Source organism: Agromyces sp. NPDC057679 (assembly GCF_042799635.1).
Lineage (GTDB): Bacteria > Actinomycetota > Actinomycetes > Actinomycetales > Microbacteriaceae > Agromyces.
In genome coordinates this window covers 66168-83586 of the sequence record NZ_JBHVIK010000001.1, presented here as the reverse complement: position 1 = coordinate 83586, position 17419 = coordinate 66168, and the positions used below count along the sequence as shown (strand labels likewise).

17 protein-coding genes are annotated in these 17419 nt (G+C 72.2%); 11 read left to right on the top strand and 6 right to left on the bottom strand.

Annotation, left to right across the window (positions count from 1 at the left end):
• Positions 1-119: 119 nt before the first annotated feature.
• Positions 120-2402, top strand: a complete 2283-nt coding sequence (locus ACFVAJ_RS00400; RefSeq protein ID WP_376940819.1) for a polyribonucleotide nucleotidyltransferase — start codon at positions 120-122, stop codon at positions 2400-2402.
• Between the two features lie 165 nt (positions 2403-2567).
• Here ACFVAJ_RS00400 and ACFVAJ_RS00395 read toward each other — a convergent pair whose 3' ends face one another.
• The 3 genes from ACFVAJ_RS00395 to ACFVAJ_RS00385 form a co-directional block, all read right to left on the bottom strand.
• On the bottom strand, positions 2568-2792 hold the full coding sequence (locus tag ACFVAJ_RS00395) for a hypothetical protein (protein WP_376940818.1): 225 nt from the start codon (positions 2790-2792) through the stop codon (positions 2568-2570).
• On the bottom strand, positions 2792-3448 hold the full coding sequence (locus tag ACFVAJ_RS00390) for an ArsR/SmtB family transcription factor (RefSeq protein ID WP_376940817.1): 657 nt from the start codon (positions 3446-3448) through the stop codon (positions 2792-2794). The genes ACFVAJ_RS00395 and ACFVAJ_RS00390 overlap by 1 nt, the downstream gene beginning before the upstream one ends.
• Before the next feature lie 75 nt (positions 3449-3523).
• Complete coding sequence (locus ACFVAJ_RS00385) at positions 3524-3982, bottom strand: Lrp/AsnC family transcriptional regulator (protein ID WP_376940815.1); 459 nt, start codon at positions 3980-3982, stop codon at positions 3524-3526.
• 165 nt (positions 3983-4147) lie between these two features.
• Between ACFVAJ_RS00385 and pdhA the strand changes: the two genes are divergently transcribed.
• From pdhA to ACFVAJ_RS00365, 4 genes are all read left to right on the top strand, one after another.
• Entirely contained in the window at positions 4148-5311 is a 1164-nt protein-coding gene (pdhA, locus tag ACFVAJ_RS00380) for a pyruvate dehydrogenase (acetyl-transferring) E1 component subunit alpha (RefSeq protein WP_376940814.1), read from the top strand.
• Positions 5308-6318, top strand: a complete 1011-nt coding sequence (locus ACFVAJ_RS00375; protein WP_376940812.1) for an alpha-ketoacid dehydrogenase subunit beta — start codon at positions 5308-5310, stop codon at positions 6316-6318. Before pdhA ends, ACFVAJ_RS00375 begins: the two co-directional genes overlap by 4 nt.
• A 5-nt stretch (positions 6319-6323) precedes the next feature.
• The gene (locus tag ACFVAJ_RS00370; protein ID WP_376942432.1) at positions 6324-7745 is read left to right on the top strand and encodes a dihydrolipoamide acetyltransferase family protein; all 1422 of its coding nucleotides are present in this window, start codon (positions 6324-6326) and stop codon (positions 7743-7745) included.
• A 92-nt stretch (positions 7746-7837) separates the two neighbouring features.
• On the top strand, positions 7838-8149 hold the full coding sequence (locus ACFVAJ_RS00365; RefSeq protein WP_376940811.1) for a 4a-hydroxytetrahydrobiopterin dehydratase: 312 nt from the start codon (positions 7838-7840) through the stop codon (positions 8147-8149).
• Positions 8150-8269: 120 nt separating this feature from the next.
• On the opposite strand, the gene ACFVAJ_RS00360 is transcribed toward ACFVAJ_RS00365, so the two are convergent.
• A complete protein-coding gene (locus ACFVAJ_RS00360; protein ID WP_376940810.1) occupies positions 8270-8752 on the bottom strand; it encodes a GNAT family N-acetyltransferase in 483 nt (160 codons plus the stop codon).
• A complete protein-coding gene (locus ACFVAJ_RS00355) occupies positions 8731-9357 on the bottom strand; it encodes a TetR/AcrR family transcriptional regulator (protein ID WP_376940808.1) in 627 nt (208 codons plus the stop codon). The genes ACFVAJ_RS00360 and ACFVAJ_RS00355 overlap by 22 nt, the downstream gene beginning before the upstream one ends.
• A gap of 118 nt (positions 9358-9475) precedes the next feature.
• Between ACFVAJ_RS00355 and ACFVAJ_RS00350 the strand changes: the two genes are divergently transcribed.
• A complete protein-coding gene (locus ACFVAJ_RS00350; RefSeq protein WP_376940807.1) occupies positions 9476-11083 on the top strand; it encodes a carboxyl transferase domain-containing protein in 1608 nt (535 codons plus the stop codon).
• Between the two features lie 27 nt (positions 11084-11110).
• Here the strand turns inward: ACFVAJ_RS00350 and ACFVAJ_RS00345 are convergent, their stop codons facing one another.
• Positions 11111-11836 carry an MBL fold metallo-hydrolase gene (locus tag ACFVAJ_RS00345; protein ID WP_376940806.1) on the bottom strand — a complete coding sequence of 242 codons (726 nt, stop codon included), beginning with the start codon at positions 11834-11836 and terminating at the stop codon, positions 11111-11113.
• Positions 11837-11942: 106 nt separating this feature from the next.
• Between ACFVAJ_RS00345 and ACFVAJ_RS00340 the strand changes: the two genes are divergently transcribed.
• The 5 genes from ACFVAJ_RS00340 (at position 11943) to ACFVAJ_RS00320 (ending at position 17325) form a co-directional block, all read left to right on the top strand.
• Positions 11943-12566: a TetR/AcrR family transcriptional regulator gene (locus tag ACFVAJ_RS00340; RefSeq protein ID WP_376940805.1), complete on the top strand. Its 624-nt coding sequence runs from the start codon at positions 11943-11945 to the stop codon at positions 12564-12566.
• Positions 12567-12666: 100 nt separating this feature from the next.
• Positions 12667-14700, top strand: a complete 2034-nt coding sequence (locus ACFVAJ_RS00335) for an acetyl/propionyl/methylcrotonyl-CoA carboxylase subunit alpha (RefSeq protein ID WP_376940804.1) — start codon at positions 12667-12669, stop codon at positions 14698-14700.
• An 11-nt stretch (positions 14701-14711) separates the two neighbouring features.
• Entirely contained in the window at positions 14712-15878 is a 1167-nt protein-coding gene (locus tag ACFVAJ_RS00330) for an acyl-CoA dehydrogenase family protein (protein WP_376940803.1), read from the top strand.
• Positions 15879-15928: 50 nt separating this feature from the next.
• Complete coding sequence (locus ACFVAJ_RS00325; RefSeq protein ID WP_376940802.1) at positions 15929-16513, top strand: MaoC family dehydratase; 585 nt, start codon at positions 15929-15931, stop codon at positions 16511-16513.
• Positions 16513-17325, top strand: a complete 813-nt coding sequence (locus ACFVAJ_RS00320) for an HpcH/HpaI aldolase/citrate lyase family protein (protein ID WP_376940801.1) — start codon at positions 16513-16515, stop codon at positions 17323-17325. Before ACFVAJ_RS00325 ends, ACFVAJ_RS00320 begins: the two co-directional genes overlap by 1 nt.
• Positions 17326-17419 lie beyond the last annotated feature (94 nt).

Here is a 17419-nt window from a genome sequence, read left to right as displayed (position 1 = left end):
GTGGACTTCTACTGGTGGCCAGCGTGAACGCAAGCTCTTGCGATTCGTAATGCCTGTTCCTGCTCCTTCGTACGAGTCGTGCCCACACGGGGTGCGACGGTAAACAAAGGAGAGGCCTCTTGGAAGGTCCTGAAATCACGTTCGCCGAGACCGTCATCGACAATGGCAAGTTCGGCACGCGTACCATCCGCTTCGAGACCGGCCGCCTCGCGCAGCAGGCGCAGGGCTCGGCGGTCGCCTACATCGACGAAGAGACCATGCTGCTCTCGGCGACCTCCGTCTCGAAGCAGCCGAAGGAGCACTTCGACTTCTTCCCGCTGACGATCGACGTCGAAGAGCGCATGTACGCCGCGGGTCGCATCCCGGGCTCGTTCTTCCGTCGCGAGGGCCGCCCCTCGACCGAGGCGATCCTCACCTGCCGTCTCATCGACCGCCCCCTGCGCCCCTCGTTCGTCGAGGGTCTCCGCAACGAGGTGCAGGTCGTCGTCACGGTGCTCGCCATCGAGCCCGACGAGCTCTACGACGTGCTGGCCATCAACGCCGCCTCGCTCTCGACCCAGCTCTCGGGCCTGCCGTTCTCCGGCCCCGTCGCCGGTGTCCGCGTCGCGCTCATCGACGGCCAGTGGGTCGCCTTCCCGAAGCACTCGCAGCTCGAGGACGCCGTGTTCAGCATGGTCGTCGCCGGTCGCGTCGTGACCGAGGCCGACGGCTCGCAGGACGTCGCGATCATGATGATCGAGGCCGAGGCGACCGACAACGCGTGGAACCTGATCCAGGCCGGCGCCGTCAAGCCGAACGAAGAGGTCATCGCGCAGGGCATCGAGTCGTCGAAGCCCTTCATCAAGCAGCTCGTCGAGGCGCAGGTCCAGGTCGCGAAGACGGCGGCGAAGCCCGTCGCCGACTACCCGACGTTCCCGCCGTACCAGCCCGAGGTCAAGGAGGCCGTCGAGGCCTTCGCCGCCGCCGAGCTCAAGGACGTCTACCAGATCGCCGGCAAGGTCGAGCGTCAGGACGCCGACGACGCCCTCAAGGCCCGCACCAAGGAGCACATCGCGGCCAAGGTCGAGGCGGGCGAGCTGCCCGAGTCGGCCAACGCCGAGGTGTCGGCCGCGTACAAGTCGGTCACGAAGAAGGTCATGCGCACGCGCGTCCTCGAGGAGGGCGTCCGCATCGACGGCCGCGGCCTCGCCGACATCCGTCCGCTCGACGCCGAGGTGCAGGTCGTGCCCCGCGTGCACGGTTCGGCCATCTTCCAGCGCGGCGAGACCCAGATCCTGGGCGTCACCACGCTGAACATGCTGAAGCTCGAGCAGCAGATCGACTCGCTGAGCCCGGTCACCAAGAAGCGCTACATGCACAACTACAACTTCCCGCCCTACTCGACGGGTGAGACGGGTCGTGTGGGTTCGCCCAAGCGCCGCGAGATCGGCCACGGCGCGCTCGCCGAGCGTGCGCTCGTGCCCGTGCTGCCCACTCGTGAAGAGTTCCCCTACGCCATCCGCCAGGTCTCCGAGGCGCTCGGCTCGAACGGCTCGACCTCGATGGGCTCGGTCTGCGCCTCGACGCTGTCGCTGCTCAACGCGGGTGTGCCGCTGCGCGCCCCCGTCGCGGGCATCGCGATGGGCCTCATCTCCGACACCGTGAACGGCGAGACCCGCTACGCGGCGCTCACCGACATCCTCGGTGCCGAAGACGCGCTCGGCGACATGGACTTCAAGGTCGCCGGCACCAGCGAGTTCGTCACCGCGATCCAGCTCGACACGAAGCTCGACGGCATCCCCGCCTCGGTGCTCGCCGGCGCGCTGACGCAGGCGAAGGACGCCCGCACGACGATCCTCGCCGTGCTGAACGCCGCGATCGACGCGCCCGACGAGATGGCGCCGACCGCGCCGCGCGTCATCAGCGTGCAGATCCCCGTCGACAAGATCGGCGAGCTGATCGGCCCCAAGGGCAAGACGATCAACGCCATCCAGGACGAGACCGGCGCCGACATCTCCATCGAGGAGGACGGCACCGTCTACATCGGCGCCGTCGACGGCCCGTCGGCCGAGGCCGCCCGTGCCCAGGTCAACGCGATCGCCAACCCGACGAACCCCGAGGTCGGCGAGCAGTTCCTCGGCACGGTCGTGAAGATCGCCGCCTTCGGCGCGTTCATCTCGCTGCTGCCCGGCAAGGACGGCCTCCTCCACATCTCGGAGGTGCGCAAGCTCGCCGGCGGCAAGCGCGTCGAGAACGTCGAAGACGTGCTCGGCGTCGGCCAGAAGATCCTCGTCGAGATCACGAAGATCGACGACCGCGGCAAGCTCTCGCTCGCCCCGGTCCTCGCCGAGGACGCGGACTCCGAGGGTCGCGGCGCGACCGGTGAGCACGCCGAGGCTCCCGCCGAAGGCGCCGACGACTAGTCGACCCCCTTCAGCAGTACGCGGATGCCCCGCCCGAGACACTCGGGCGGGGCATCTGTCGTTCGCGGCCGGCGCGGCTGCTGCTGCTGCTGCTGCTGCAGGAGAACTGCACTGAGACCGGTTGAGAGCCGGGGATGGGGCCCGATCTCCTGCAGAAGCAGCGGGTCAGAGCAGCCGCGTGGTCGCCCGCGCCGTGAGTGCGTCGCGCTCGGCGAGCGCCTGCCGGGCGGCGGCTCGCGCCTCGAGCCGGCCGAGCTGGCGGGCGCGGTCGTTGCGGCGGCTCGCGAGCCTCAGGCCCCAGCCCGCGAGGCCGAGGCCGCCGCGCACGGCGAGTGCGGCGAGCGGGCCCGCGCCGGGGGCGAGCGGCGAGAGTGCGGTGTTGGTCGTCATCATCGCTCCTTCGGAGTCGGATCGTCGGTGACCTCCCCGCGGACGAGCGGGAAGGCGGTGAAGTGGATCTGCACCGGGCGAGAGCCCGGCGACGGGGTGTGCTTGTAGAGCGCGCCGTACTTCTGGAAGACCACGTCGACGTCGGCGACGAGCGCGTGGAGCTGCTCGGGGGTCAGGCGGAGGTTGATGGTGTCGCTCGTCGCGACGTCGAGCCACTCGGGTCCGAACACCTGGTCGCCCTCCCTCAGGAAGTCGCGGGCGTTCTGCTCGCGCGCCCGGTACCACTCGTCCTCCACCAGCTTCGCCGCGAGTCGTTCGGCGCTGCCGGCCGGCAGCTTGCGGACATCGGGCACGGTGACCGAGCCGGGCACCCGCTCCCACCAGCGCTCACGGCCCTTGCCGCGCGAGGTGTTCTCACGCACGAGGCCCGATCGTTCGAGCTCGCGCAGGTGATAGCTCATCGAGCCGCTCGACTCGTCGAGCCGCTCGGCGAGCCCGCTGGCGGTGAGCGGCCCGTAGGCGGAGAGCTCGTCGTAGATGCGCACCCGGAGCGGATGGGCGAGCGACTTCAGCGCCTTCGTCGAGAGTACGTGGTCGATGCCCGGGTGCTGGGTGCTGCTGGGCTGGTCTGCGAAGTTCTCGGGCGTTTCGGTCATGTTGCAAAGATAGCGTTGCAAAGAGATCTTTGCAAGGATTTGTTTGCAACGGGTTCTTTGCACCCCGTCGGGTGCTCAGCGGTCGAGCAGGGGCCCCAGCCGATAGGGGATCAGCTCGCCCATCGCGAGGGAGGTCTCGGTGCGCTCGACGCCGTCGATCGCGAGGATCTCGCCGTCGATGCGGAACAGGTCGTGCGCGTCGCGGCACACCACCCGTACGAGCAGGTCGATCGAGCCCGACAATCCATGCGCCTGGATGACCTCGGGAATGGCGGCGATCTCGTCGACGACCTCGCCGAGGAGCTTCTGCCGCACATGGACCGCGATGAACGCCTCGATCGGGTAGCCGAGCGGCGTCGGGTCGATGCTGCGTTCGAACGAGAGGAAGGCGCCGGAGGACTCGAGCCGGGCCATCCTCGCCTGCACCGTGTTGCGCGAGAGGCCGAGCCGATCGGCCAGGGCGACCACCGTCGCGCGGGGGTCGGGGGAGAGGGCCGCGAGCAGCGCTCGGTCGACGGCGTCGTAACCGGTCATAACGCCACACGATAGCACCGGCCGAGGTGCGTCAACTTGGCAACATGCTCAATGCGTTCACGCTTGCTTGAGCTGTGTGACCGATCGACGTACGCTCACGGTATCCGGCAGAGTCGCCGGTGCGGGCTGCCCACGAAGCGGGCCCGCTGAGAGCGAGGATCGACGATGACCCCATCCGACCGAGACGCCACCGGCCTCCTGACACGCCCCGACCCCTTCGTGCAGCTGATCACCCCGACGGGTGAGCGCGTGCGCAACGCCGAGTACGACCGCTGGGTCGCCGACGTCGACCTCGAGGTGCTCGGCCGTCTCTACCGCGACATGGTCGTGGTGCGCCGCATCGACACCGAGGCCACCGCGCTGCAGCGCCAGGGCGAACTCGGCCTGTGGCCGCCGCTCGCGGGCCAGGAAGCCGCCCAGATCGGCTCGGCCCACGCGCTCCGCGACGACGACTTCGTCTTCTCGAGCTACCGCGAGCACGCGCTCGCGTGGCACCGCAAGGTCGCTCCCGCCCAGCTGCTGAGCGTCTGGCGCGGCACCGCGGCCTCGGGCTGGAACCCGTACGAGCACAACATGGCCGTGCCGCAGATCATCATCGGCGCGCAGGCCCTGCACGCCACGGGGTACGCCATGGGCCTCCGCTGGGAGGGCTCGGATGCCGCCTCGATCGCCTACTTCGGCGACGGCGCGACCAGCGAGGGCGACGTCAACGAGGCGCTCGTCTTCGCCTCGAGCTTCGACGCCCCGGTCGTCTTCTTCTGCCAGAACAACCAGTGGGCGATCTCCGAGCCGGTCGGACTCCAGTCCAAGCAGGCGATCGCGCGCCGTGCCGACGGCTTCGGCATGCCGGGCCTCCGCGTCGATGGCAATGACGTGCTCGCCGTGCTCGCGGCGACCCGCTTCGCCCTCGATCGCGCCCGCCGCGGCGAGGGTCCGAGCTTCATCGAGGCCGTCACCTACCGCATGGGACCGCATACCACCGCCGACGACCCGAAGCGGTACCGCGGCGATGCCGAGCTCGCCGAGTGGCGCGAGCGCGACCCCATCGCGCGAGTGCTCGCCTACCTCGACGGCTCGGGCGTCGACATCGCCGGGCTCGAGCGCGAGGCGATCGCCGAGGCCGACCGCGTCGCGGCCGAACTGCGCGCCGCGATCACGACCCTCGGCGACCCCGAGCCGCTCAGCGTGTTCGACCACGTCTACGCCGAGCCGAACAGCCACCTCGAGCGCCAGCGCGCGAACTACGCGCGGTACCTCGAGATGTTCGACGAACCGGGCGACAGCGCCGGGCCCGAGGCATCCGGTCGTACCGAAGGAGGCGTGCGATGACGCAGCTGACGCTCGCGAAGGCCCTGAACGCCGGTCTCCGGCGCGCCCTCGCCGACGACGACAAGGTCGTCCTGATGGGTGAGGACATCGGCACGCTCGGCGGCGTGTTCCGCGTGACCGACGGGCTGAAGGCCGAGTTCGGCGGGCACCGCGTCGTCGACTCGCCCCTCTCCGAGGCCGGGCTCATCGGCACCGCCGTGGGCCTCGCGTACCGGGGGTTCCGACCCGTCGTCGAGATCCAGTTCGACGGATTCATCTACCCCGGGTTCGACCAGATCGTCGCCCAGGTCGCGAAGCTGCACTACCGCTCGCGCGGCACGGTGAAGATGCCCATCACGATCCGCGTGCCCTTCGGCGGCGGCATCGGCGCGGCCGAGCACCACTCGGAGTCGCCCGAGGCGTACTTCGCGCACACCGCGGGCCTCCGCGTCGTCGCCTGCTCGAACCCCGCCGACGCGTACGTCATGCTGCGGCAGGCGATCGCGAGCGACGACCCGGTGCTGTTCTTCGAGCCGAAGCGCCGCTACCACGTGAAGGGAGAGGTCGACGAGTCGGCCAGCCTCGCCGACGCACCGCCGATGGGCGTCGCCGCGACGCTCGCGCGCGGCAGCGACGTCACGCTCGTGACCTACGGGGCGCTCGTGCAGACCGCGAGGGATGCCGCGACCGCGGCCGCGGAGGACGGCATCTCCCTCGAGGTGATCGACCTGCGCTCGCTCGCGCCGATCGACTACGCGCCGATCGAGGCATCGGTGCGGCGCACCGGCCGGCTCGTGATCGCGCACGAGGCGGGCCAGCAGGGCGGCATGGGTGCCGAGATCGCCGCGTCGATCACCGAGCGCTGCTTCGAGTTCCTGGAGGCGGCGCCGGTGCGCGTCACCGGCCACGACATCCCGTACCCGCCGGCGAAGCTCGAGCGGCACCACCTGCCCGACCTCGACCGCATCCTCGACGGGGTCGATCGCGCGCTCGGCCGGCCGAACTCGCTGAGCGGGGTGGAGGCGTGACCACGATGATCCGTGACTTCCCGCTGCCCGACCTCGGCGAGGGGCTCACCGAGTCCGAGATCGTCGCCTGGCGCGTCGCCGTCGGCGACCGCGTCGAGCTCAACCAGATCGTCGCCGACATCGAGACCGCGAAGGCGGTCGTCGAACTGCCCTCGCCGTTCGCCGGCGTCATCACGGCGCTGCACGCCGCGGAGGGCGAGACGATCGACGTCGGTGCGCCGCTGTTCTCCTGCGACACGGGTGAACCGACGGGCGAGGCGGATACCCCGGGGTCGGTCGCGGCGGCGCCGGCTCCCTCGGCCGCGGCGAGCGACGGGACGAGCGCGGCGGACGAGGCCGCGCCTGCGGGCGGGCACGAGGCTGCTCCCGGTCCGAACCTCGTGGGCTACGGCGCACGCGACGAAGGCGGGCCGAAGCGCCGCACGCGCCGCGCCGCAGCGCTCGCCGCCGAGCTGGTGCCCGAGGTGCCGGCCGCGTCGGTAGCCGAGGCGCCCCGTCCCGACCTCGAACCCGCCGTCGGCGCCGAGCGCCCGCGGTCGACGCCGCCCGTGCGCAAGCTCGCACGCGACCTCGGCCTCGACCTCGAGCGCATCGCGGGCACCGGCCCGCGCGGCCTGATCACGCGCGACGACGTCGAGCACGCGGCATCCTCGTCGGTCACGAGCCCGACGATCGCGTCCGGCGATGCCGTCGCCGAGGCGCCGGCGGCCCAGACCGGATCCCGGCCCGCCGAGACCCGCATCCCGATCAAGGGCGTGCGCAAGCACACGGCTGCGGCCATGGTGCGCAGCGCCTTCACCGCCCCGCACGTGACCGAGTTCCTGACGATCGACGTCACCGAGACGATGGAGCTCGTGCGCGGCCTCCGCGAGGACCGCGCGCTCGCCGCGCACCGCGTGACCCCGCTCGCCGTCGTCGCGAAGGCCCTCTGCATCGCAGCCCGCCGCACCCCCGAGGTGAACGCCCGGTGGGACGAGGACGCACAGGAGATCGTGCAGTTCGCAGGGGTCAACCTCGGCATCGCCGCGGCGACCGAGCGCGGACTCGTCGTGCCGAACATCCCCGGCGCCGACGGGCTCACCCTGCTCGAGCTCGCCGACGCGATCACCGCGCTCGCCGAGACCGCGCGCTCGGGCCGCACGAGCCCGTCGTCGCTCGCGGGCGGAACCATCTCGATCACGAACATCGGCGTCTTCGGCATCGATGCGGGCACGCCGATCCTGAACCCGGGGGAGGCGGCGATCCTCGCGATGGGCGCCGTGCGCCGGCAGCCGTGGGAGTTCCGCGGCGAGATCGCCCTCCGCGAGGTCATGACGCTGAGCCTGTCGTTCGACCACCGCCTGGTCGACGGCGAGCAGGGGTCCCGCTTCCTCGCCGACATCGGTGCGATCCTGCGCGAACCGGGCCGTGCGCTGACCATGATGTGATCGCGTGCTCCTCGCCGGGCCGTCGGTCCGGCGAGGAGCATCGTCGCGCGCAGGGGGTGCCGATCCCGCGCCGACGGAGGAAGATGGGCGGCATGGATCCCCGTCGAGTCCTCACCCCCGCCGAGACCGCCGGCGAACTGGTCGGCACCGCCTTCGTGCACGTCGGCGACCGGCTCGACTGCGCCTACACGACGGCCGATTTCGCCGCGTCGGTGCGGCTGCTCGACGCCGTCGCGGTCGAGGCCGAGGCGGCCGGCCACCACCCCGACGTGCGGCTCGGCTGGGGGCGCATCGCCTTCGAGCTGAGCTCGCACGACGTCGGCGGCGTGACCGCGCGCGACCTCGCGCTCGCGCGGCGCATCGACGAACTCGCCCGCGCGGCGGGCGCGGAGCCGGGCAACTGACGTCAGGCGCAGAGCGGTCCGGGACCGAGCGGCCCGGCGATGACAGTCCACCGACGAGCGGCCCGTCGACCCGGGGCGGCGCCAGCCTCGAGGCATCCGCATCGCCGACGCGGGCACCGCTCACGACAGGCGGTAGACCCGCTCCTCGATCTCGGCCTCGCGGGCGTTCGCATAGCCGCGCTCGGTGCCGACCTGCTCGAAGCCGAGCTTCTCGAGCACCGCGATCGACCCGGCGTTGTCGGCGGCGACGCGGGCGCGCACCGGGCGTTCGGCGAGGGCGTCGAGGAAGAGGTGCACGGCGCGGGTGGCGATGCCGCGGCCCCACTGCGCGCGGTCGATCCAGTACGTGATCTCGGGGGTGCCCTCGTCGTACCAGCGCGCCACGCTGCCCACGATCTCGCCGTCGGCGCGCACGGTCCGGGCGTCGACGCCGGGGTCGTCGAGGAGCCGGCGCCAGTGCGCGTCGAACATCGCGCGGTCGCTCGGATCGGGCGGCGTGAAGGCCGCCATCCGGACCGAGACCGGGTCCTGCTCGATCAGGAACAGTGCATCGAGATCACCGTCGCGGGTCGCGCGCAGCGTCACGACATGAGGCTCGCCCATGCCATCTCCTCCAGGATGCCGCGGACGGTGCCGTCGGCCGGTCGGCGCCCGGGGATGCGGGCGCTGTGCGGAGTGGAGTTCAGGAGGCCGAAGGCGGCGTGTGCCCTGACCCTGAGCTCCGCCTCGGCCCGATCGGGCCGGAGTCGGGAGAGCACGTCGACCCAGCGTTCGACGTAGCGGCGCTGGAGGAGGCGCACATCGTGGCGTGCGCCCGCGTCGAGCTGTTCGAGTTCGCGATCCTGCACGAGGATGACGTCGGCGTCGCCGAGCGCGAAGTCGACGTGGTGCGCGATGAGCGCGCGCAGCGAGCGTTCGGGGTCGGACGCCTCGTCGAGCACCCGCTCGGCCCCGTCGAGGAGGGCCCGGCTCGCGCCCTCGAGGATCGCCGCGAGCACGGCGGCCTTGCCGGGGAAGTGGCGGTAGACGGCCGGCCCCGAGACGCCGACCGCGGTGCCGAGGTCTTCGATCGTGACGCCCGCGTAGCCGCGCTCGGCGAAGAGGGTCGCCGCGGCGGCGAGGATCGCGGCGCGACGGTCGGCCTTCTGGCGGCCGCGCTCGGTGAGCACGGTCGGCGCGTCGGGCGCGGGGGCGGGGCTGCTTGCCATCTCGGTTAACGCTCGCTAACATCGGGAATCGAGTTAGTGCACACTAACCGAAACCAGGTGCCCGCGGCAAGGGGGCGCGCCGTCGACGACGACGGACCGAGCGAGACGAGCTGAGCGCATGGGCATCCTGCACACGCAGATCGACCCCGAGGGCGATACCGGCCGGGCGAACGCCGCGGCGCACGCCGAGCTGGCGACCGAGCTGCGGGCGCGGCTCGCCGCCGCCGCGCAGGGCGGGCCCGAGGCATCCAGGGCGCGTCACGTCGCACGCGGCAAGCTGCTGCCGCGCGACCGCGTCGCGCGCCTGCTCGACGAGGGCAGCCCGTTCCTCGAGCTCGCGCCCCTCGCCGCCGACGGCCTCTACGGCGACGACTCGCCCGGCGCCGGCATCATCACGGGCATCGGCCTCGTGCACGGCCGCCCCGTCATGGTCGTCTGCAACGACCCGACGGTGAAGGGCGGCACCTATTACCCGATGACGGTGAAGAAGCACCTCCGGGCGCAGGAGGTGGCGAAGGAGCACCGGCTGCCGTGCGTCTACCTCGTCGACTCGGGCGGCGCGTTCCTTCCGCTGCAGGACGAGGTGTTCCCCGACCGCGACCACTTCGGCCGCATCTTCTACAACCAGGCGCAGCTCTCGTCGATGCGCATCCCGCAGCTCGCGGCCGTGCTCGGCTCGTGCACCGCCGGCGGCGCCTACGTGCCGGCGATGAGCGACGAGACCGTGATCGTGCGCAACCAGGGCACCATCTTCCTCGGCGGCCCGCCCCTCGTGAAGGCCGCGATCGGCGAGGTCGTGACCCCCGAGGAGCTCGGCGGCGGCGAGCTGCACTCGCGCACCTCGGGCGTCGTCGACCACCTCGCCGAAGACGACGAGCATGCCCTCGAGCTCGTGCGCGACATGGTCGCGACGCTGCCCGCGCAGGCGCCGCGCGCCTGGGCGGTGCGCGAGCCGCGCGAGCCCGCCGTCGACCCGGCAGGCCTCACCGCGGCCGTGCCGGTCGACGTGCAGCAGCCCTACGATGTGCGCGAGGTCATCGCGCGGCTCGTCGACGCCAGCGAGTTCGCCGAGTTCAAGCCCGACTACGGCGACACCCTGATCACCGGGTTCGCGCACCTCGACGGCCACCCGGTCGGCATCGTCGCGAACAACGGCGTGCTGTTCAGCGAGTCGGCGATGAAGGGCGCGCACTTCATCGAGCTCTGCGACCAGCGCGGCATCCCGCTGCTGTTCCTGCAGAACATCTCGGGCTTCATGGTCGGCCGAGACGCCGAGGCGGGCGGCATCGCCAAGCACGGCGCGAAGATGGTCACCGCCGTCGCGACGACGCGGGTGCCGAAGCTCACCGTCGTCATCGGCGGGTCGTTCGGCGCCGGCAACTACTCGATGTGCGGCCGCGCGTACTCGCCGCGATTCCTCTGGATGTGGCCGAACGCCCGCATCTCCGTCATGGGCGGGGAGCAGGCGGCCTCCGTGCTCGCGACGGTCAAGCGCGACCAGCTCGCGGTGAAGGGCGAGACCTGGTCGGACGACGCGGAGCGGGCCTTCAAGGATCCGATCCGCGCGCAGTACGAAGACCAGGGGAGCCCCTATCACTCGACCGCGCGGCTCTGGGACGACGGCATCATCGCGCCCGAGGACACGCGCACCGTGCTCGGCCTCGCGCTCGAGCTCGCGAGCCGCACGCCGCTGCCCGAGCCGCGGTTCGGGCTCTTCCGGATGTAGTGCGCGCCGCGCGTCTCGCGGCCCGGTTCAGCGACCGGATGACTCGGCGGCGGTCTCGATCGCGTCGATGATCTCGGAGACCCCGCCGCGCCATGGGGCGCCGTGCCCGGGGATCACCCATGTCGCCTCGATGCCGTCGAGGTGGTGCAGCGAGGCGAGCGCCTCGGCGGGGTCGTCGGTGAACGGCGCGGGCTGCGGGCCGTGCGCGCCGGTCAGCACGTGCCGCGTCGTCAGCGCATCGCCGACGAAGACCGCGTCAACGGCGGGAACGTGGACGGCGACGCTGCCGGGGGAGTGCCCCGGCATCGCGATGACGCGCGGCGCGCCGGGCAGGTCGAGCACCTCGCCGTCGCGGAAGGTCTCGACCTCGGTCGGGTGAGCGGTGCGCAGGCCGCCCTTGCGTGCGGCGTACCAGAGGAACTTCGCGGTGGCGCCGAGCTTCATGTGCCCCCACTCGGGCTTCGTGGACTGCTCGCCCCGTGCGCGGGCCGCGTCGGCCTCGTGCACATGGATGGGGACGCCGTGCTCGCGGCGCAGTCGCTCGGCGAAGCCGATGTGGTCGGTGTCGCCGTGGGTCAGCACCACGCCGCGGACGTCGTCGATGCTGCGCCCCATGGCCGCGAGCTCGGCGAGCAGCTCGGGCCACTGGCCCGCGAGGCCCGCGTCGATGAGGGTGACGCCCTCGGGGGTGTCGACGAGGTGCACGGCGACGAGGTCGTTGCCGATGCGGTGGAGGTGGGGAGCGAGCTGCATGTCGTGTCCTCGGGGATGCGGGTGGTCGGTGATGATGGCTATGCTACATAGCCATCATGGCTATGCGCAATAGCCTAGAGTGGGAATCTCTCGGAAGGAGTGCACGATGCCGACACCCGAACGCACCTCGCTCGACGCCATCCTCGCCGCAGGGCGCGAGATCCTCGAGTCCGACGGGCTCGGCGGGCTCACCATGCAGGCCGTCGCCGACCGCGTCGGCGTCAAGGCGCCGTCGCTCTACAAGCGCGTGCGCAACCGGGGAGAACTCGTGCGCTCGATCGCCGCCTCGACGGTCGCCGAGCTCGGTGCGCGACTGGATGCGCCGGGCGAAGCGGGTGAGCCGGGCGAACCGGGTGAGCCGGGCGGACCCGGCGCGGGTCCGGCTGGGGAGCGGGATGCGGCGATCGCGGACGTCGCCCGGCTCGCCCGCGTCCTGCGGACGTTCGCGCACGAGCGGCCGGCGGCGTACCGGCTCGTCTTCGCGTCGGGCGACGATTCGGGTCTCGAGGTGGAGGTGCTCCGCGAGGCGAGCGCGCCGCTGCTCGTCGCCGCCGCCGAGCTCGCCGGGCCCGATCACGCGCTCGACGCCGCCCGCACCCTCACCGCCTGGGTGACGGGCTTCATCAGCATGGAGCTCGCGGGCGCGTTCCGGCTCGGCGGCGACGTCGACCGGGCGTTCGAGTTCGGCGTCGAGCGCATCAGTGCGGCGCTCGCGTCGGCGTCGCGCTGAGGGCTCCGCCCCTTGCGATTTCAGTTAGCGACCACTAACATCGAATCCAGTTAGTGTGCGCTAACTGATCTGCGCGCACCTCGAGCGCAGGGAGGCGCGGATGGGCACGGGTGACGCCGTCATCGGAACACGACCGCCGCGCCCCTTCGACCGGGTGCTCGTCGCCAACCGCGGCGAGATCGCCGTGCGGGTCATCCGCACGCTGCGCCGCCTCGGCATCCGCTCGATCGCCGTCTTCTCCGACGCCGACGCCGACGCCCCCCACGTGCGACTCGCCGACGAGGCCGTGCGCATCGGGCCGGCCGCAGCCGCCGAGAGCTACCTCGACCCGGCGCGCATCATCGCCGCGGCCCGCGAGCGCGGCGCCCAGGCGATCCACCCCGGCTACGGATTCCTCTCCGAGCACGCGGGCTTCGCCGCCGCGTGCCGCGACGCCGGCATCGTCTTCGTCGGGCCGGGAGTCGAGGCGCTCGACGTCATGGGCGACAAGATCCGGGCGAAGGTGCACGTCGATGCATCCGGCGTGCCGACCGTGCCCGGCATCGCCGACCCGACGCTCGACGACGCCGCGCTCGCCGCGGCGGGCGAATCGATCGGCTACCCGCTGCTCGTGAAGCCGAGCGCCGGCGGCGGCGGCAAGGGCATGCAGATCGCCCGCGACGGGCGCGAGCTCGCCGCCGCGATCCCCGCCGCCCGGCGCGTCGCCCTCGCCGCGTTCGGCGACGACACGCTGCTGCTCGAGCGGCTCATCGAACGCCCCCGCCACATCGAGGTGCAGGTGCTCGCTGACGAGTTCGGCGAGGTCATCCACCTCGGCGAACGCGAGTGCTCGCTGCAGCGCCGGCACCAGAAGGTCATCGAGGAGGCGCCCTCGCCCCTCCTCGACGACGCGACGCGCGCCCGCATCGGGCAGGCGGCGTGCGACGCCGCACGCAGCGTCGACTACCGCGGGGCCGGCACGGTCGAGTTCCTCGTGTCCGACGCGGCGCCCGAGGAGTTCTTCTTCATCGAGATGAACACCCGGCTCCAGGTCGAGCACCCCGTCACCGAGCTCGTCACCGGCATCGACCTCGTCGAGCAGCAGCTGCGCGTCGCCGCGGGCCAGCCGCTCGCGATCCGACAGGGCGAGGTGCGGCTCACCGGCCACGCGATCGAGGCGCGCGTCTACGCCGAGAGCCCCGAGCGCGGCTTCCTCCCGTCGACCGGCGAGGTGCTCGTCTGGCGCGAGCCCGGCGGCGACGGGGTCCGCGTCGACGGCGGCATCCGCTCGGGCCAGCAGGTCACCGCCGACTACGACCCGATGATCGCGAAGGTGATCGCGCACGGGGCCGACCGCGCCGAAGCGCTCGCCCGGCTCGACGCCGCGCTCGCCGAGACGGTCGTGCTCGGAATCGACACGAACCTCGCATTCCTGCGGCGCCTCCTCGCCGAACCCGCGGTGCAGCGCGGCGACCTCGACACCGGACTCATCGACCGGATGCCCGAACCCGAGTCCGACGAGGTCCCCGCCGCGGTGCTCGCGGCGGCCGAAGGCGTGCGCGCCGCGGCGTCCGTCGCGGCGGCACGGGCCGACGGCGGCCACGCGTGGCAGACGGCGCGCGGCTGGGCCGTGGGAGGGCGACCGGCCGGCGGCTCCGTCGACGGCGACGGCGATGCGCACGCGGACGTCGTCGCGACCGACGCCGACGGCGCGCTCTGGCTGCACGGCCCGCTCGGCACCTGGCGGGTGCCCGCCGCCGATCGCCGCGCCGCCCTCGACGCCCGCCTCGCGATGATCGAGCGCGGCGGTCTCGCCGACCCCGAACTGCGCGCCCCCATGCCCGGCACCGTGACCGCGGTGCTCGTCGCCGACGGCGACCGGGTCGAGCCGGGCGACCCCGTCGTCGCGATCGAGGCGATGAAGATGGAGCACCGTGTGACGGCCCCAGTCGCCGGCATCGTGAGGCTCGCGGTCGCGATGGGCGCGCAGGTGTCGCGCGACCAGCCCGTCGCCCGCGTCGAGGCCGTGCACGAGGCATCCGGCCCTGACGCAGCAGCCGACGCCGGAGCACCGGCCGAGACGAACCGACAGACCCCCGTGGCATCGGGCGCGCCCCACGAAGGCGCGCTCCCGACCGCACCCCACCAGAAATGAGGAGCACGACCGTGAGCACCGAGCTGAGCGCCGAGGAACAGCAGCTGTACGACATGGTCTGCGAGTTCGCCGACACCGTCGTCGCGCCGCAATCGTACGAGGCCGACCGCACCCACACGCTCTCGATGGACGTCGTCGCGCAGATGGGCGAGCTCGGGCTCTTCGGCCTGCCGTTCCCTGAGGAGGTCGGCGGCCAGGGCGGCGACTATCTCGCACTGTGCCTCGCGATCGAGGCGCTCGCCCGCGTCGACCAGTCGATCGCCATCACCCTCGAGGCCGGCGTCGGCCTCGGCGCGATGCCGATCTTCCGCCACGGCACCGAGGAGCAGAAGGCCGAGCTCCTGCCCGACCTCGTCGCGGGGCGCGCGCTCGCGGGCTTCGGACTGACCGAGCCCGAGGCCGGCTCCGACGCCGGCGCCACCCGCACGACGGCCGTGCTCGACGGCGACGAGTGGGTCGTCAACGGCTCGAAGCAGTTCATCACCAACTCGGGCACGCCGATCACGAGCTTCGTCACGGTCACCGCGGTGACCGGCGAGCGAACCCGCTCCGACGGCTCGGTGTCGAAGGAGCTCTCGACCATCATCGTGCCGAACGGGACGCCCGGGTTCACCGTCGCCCCCGGCTACGACAAGGCGGGCTGGCGGGCGAGCGACACCCACCCGCTCACCTTCGACGACGTGCGCGTGCCCGCGGCGAACCTCCTCGGCGAGCGGGGCCGTGGCTTCGCGAACTTCCTGCAGGCGCTCGACGAGGGCCGCATCGCGATCGCGGCGCTCGCGACGGGCGCCGCCCAGGGCTGCCTCGACGAGTCGATCGCCTACGCGAAGACCCGCAACGTGTTCGGCGTGCCGATCGCGTCGCACCAGTACATCGCGTTCACGATCGCGCAGATGCAGGCCCGCGTGCACACGGCGCGCCTCGCCTGGCACGATGCGGCGCGCCGCGCCGACGCCGGCCTGCCCTTCAAGAAGGAGGCCGCGATCGCGAAGCTCGTCGCGAGCGACGCCGCCATGGCGAACTCGCGCGACGCGACGCAGATCTTCGGCGGCATGGGCTTCATGAACGAGACGCTCGTCGCACGTCACTACCGCGACTCGAAGATCCTCGAGATCGGCGAGGGCACGAACGAGGTGCAGCTCATGGTCATCGCGCGCGAGCTGGGGCTCGCGGGGTAGCGTTCGAACAGGATGCCACGGGCGCGCCCCGCGGCGGGAGGGAGCGGCTGATGGCCGTCGAGTCGACCGAGCTGCCCGAGGTGCACCGCGAGGTGCTGCAGCGCGGGCTCTGGTTCGAGGAGTTCGAGCCGGGCACCCGGTACCTGCATCGACCGGGTCGCACCGTGACCGAGGCCGACAACGTGCTGTTCACGACGCTCACGATGAACACGCAGTCCCTGCATCTCGACGCCGCCTGGTCCGAGACGCAGCCGTTCGGCGAGCGACTCGTGAACTCGATGTTCACGCTCGCGACGATCGTCGGCGCCTCGGTCGCGCAGCTCACGCAGGGCACGATCGTCGCAAACCTCGGCTTCACCGAGGTCGCCTTCCCGGCGCCGCTCTACCACGGCGACACGCTCTACAGCGAGACCGTGGTGGTCGAGGTGCGCGAATCGGCCTCGCGGCCTGGGCAGGGCATCGTCACGCTCCAGCATGTGGGCCGCAACCAGCACGGCGTCGAGGTCGCCCGCGCCCGCCGCTCCGTCCTCATGTGGATGCGCGAGGCGGGGGAGCGGCAGGCGGCAGCGGCGTCGGCGACGGGTCGCGGGTCGCGGCGGGGCGCCTCGCAGGGCGACCGCGACGAGGAGGAATGATGTCGACGCATCCGGTCTTCCGGTTCGGGCCCGCGATCCTCTTCTGCCCGGCCGATCGCCCCGAACGCTACGCGAAGGCCCTCGACCGGGCCGACGCCGTGATCCTCGACCTCGAGGACGCGGTCGCCCCCGACGCGAAGCATGCGGCGAGGCTCGCGCTCGTCTCGACGCCGCTCGACCCGGATCGGGTGATCGTGCGGGTGAACCCGTCGGGCGGCGACGCCTTCGCCGACGACCTCGCCGCGCTCGCCGCGACCGACTACCGCACGGTGATGCTCGCGAAGTGCGAGGGCACCGCCGATCTCGTCGACCTCGCCGAGTTCGAGGTGATCGCGCTCTGCGAGACGGCCAGGGGAGTGCTCGCCGCCCCCGAGATCGCCGCCATCCCGAACGTGTCGGCGCTCATGTGGGGCGCCGAGGACCTCGTCGCCTCGCTCGGCGGGTCGTCGAGCCGGGCGGCCGACGGGTCGTACCGCGAGGTCGCCCGGTATGCGCGTTCGCGCGTGCTGCTCGCAGCCGGGGCGCACGGCATCGCCGCGATCGACGCGGTGCACCTCGATCTCGCCGACGTCGACGGCCTCCGCGAGGAGGCCGAGGACGCCACGGCGGTCGGGTTCGCCGCCACCGCGTGCATCCACCCCGCGCAGGTCGAGGTCGTGCGGGGGGCGTACCGTCCGAGCCCCGAGCGGATCGAATGGGCGCGCGCGGTCCTCGAGGCGGCGCGGAGCGAGCGGGGCGTCTTCGCGTTCCGCGGCGCGATGGTCGACGCCCCGCTGCTCGCGCAGGCCGAGGCGGTCCTGCGGCGAGCGTGACCGACCCCCGATGAGGGGATGATTCCGGGCCGAACTCAAACGATTCGATAACGGTTCACCGGTTGTTGCGCCGTCTGCCCCCGAAACGGGGAAA

Excerpts from the sequence above, each read along its gene's own strand:
- ACFVAJ_RS00340 (WP_376940805.1), top strand. The coding sequence starts at position 11,943 with ATGCCGACACCCGAACGCACCTCGCTCGACGCCATCCTCGCCGCAGGG.
- ACFVAJ_RS00325 (WP_376940802.1), top strand. The coding sequence starts at position 15,929 with ATGGCCGTCGAGTCGACCGAGCTGCCCGAGGTGCACCGCGAGGTGCTG.
- ACFVAJ_RS00350 (WP_376940807.1), top strand. The coding sequence starts at position 9,476 with ATGGGCATCCTGCACACGCAGATCGACCCCGAGGGCGATACCGGCCGG.
- ACFVAJ_RS00370 (WP_376942432.1), top strand. The coding sequence starts at position 6,324 with ATGATCCGTGACTTCCCGCTGCCCGACCTCGGCGAGGGGCTCACCGAG.
- ACFVAJ_RS00335 (WP_376940804.1), top strand. The coding sequence starts at position 12,667 with ATGGGCACGGGTGACGCCGTCATCGGAACACGACCGCCGCGCCCCTTC.
- pdhA (WP_376940814.1), top strand. The coding sequence starts at position 4,148 with ATGACCCCATCCGACCGAGACGCCACCGGCCTCCTGACACGCCCCGAC.
- ACFVAJ_RS00345 (WP_376940806.1), bottom strand. The coding sequence starts at position 11,836 with ATGCAGCTCGCTCCCCACCTCCACCGCATCGGCAACGACCTCGTCGCC.
- ACFVAJ_RS00395 (WP_376940818.1), bottom strand. The coding sequence starts at position 2,792 with ATGACGACCAACACCGCACTCTCGCCGCTCGCCCCCGGCGCGGGCCCG.
- ACFVAJ_RS00390 (WP_376940817.1), bottom strand. The coding sequence starts at position 3,448 with ATGACCGAAACGCCCGAGAACTTCGCAGACCAGCCCAGCAGCACCCAG.
- ACFVAJ_RS00320 (WP_376940801.1), top strand. The coding sequence starts at position 16,513 with ATGTCGACGCATCCGGTCTTCCGGTTCGGGCCCGCGATCCTCTTCTGC.
- ACFVAJ_RS00355 (WP_376940808.1), bottom strand. The coding sequence starts at position 9,357 with ATGGCAAGCAGCCCCGCCCCCGCGCCCGACGCGCCGACCGTGCTCACC.
- ACFVAJ_RS00385 (WP_376940815.1), bottom strand. The coding sequence starts at position 3,982 with ATGACCGGTTACGACGCCGTCGACCGAGCGCTGCTCGCGGCCCTCTCC.
- ACFVAJ_RS00365 (WP_376940811.1), top strand. The coding sequence starts at position 7,838 with ATGGATCCCCGTCGAGTCCTCACCCCCGCCGAGACCGCCGGCGAACTG.
- ACFVAJ_RS00375 (WP_376940812.1), top strand. The coding sequence starts at position 5,308 with ATGACGCAGCTGACGCTCGCGAAGGCCCTGAACGCCGGTCTCCGGCGC.
- ACFVAJ_RS00360 (WP_376940810.1), bottom strand. The coding sequence starts at position 8,752 with ATGGGCGAGCCTCATGTCGTGACGCTGCGCGCGACCCGCGACGGTGAT.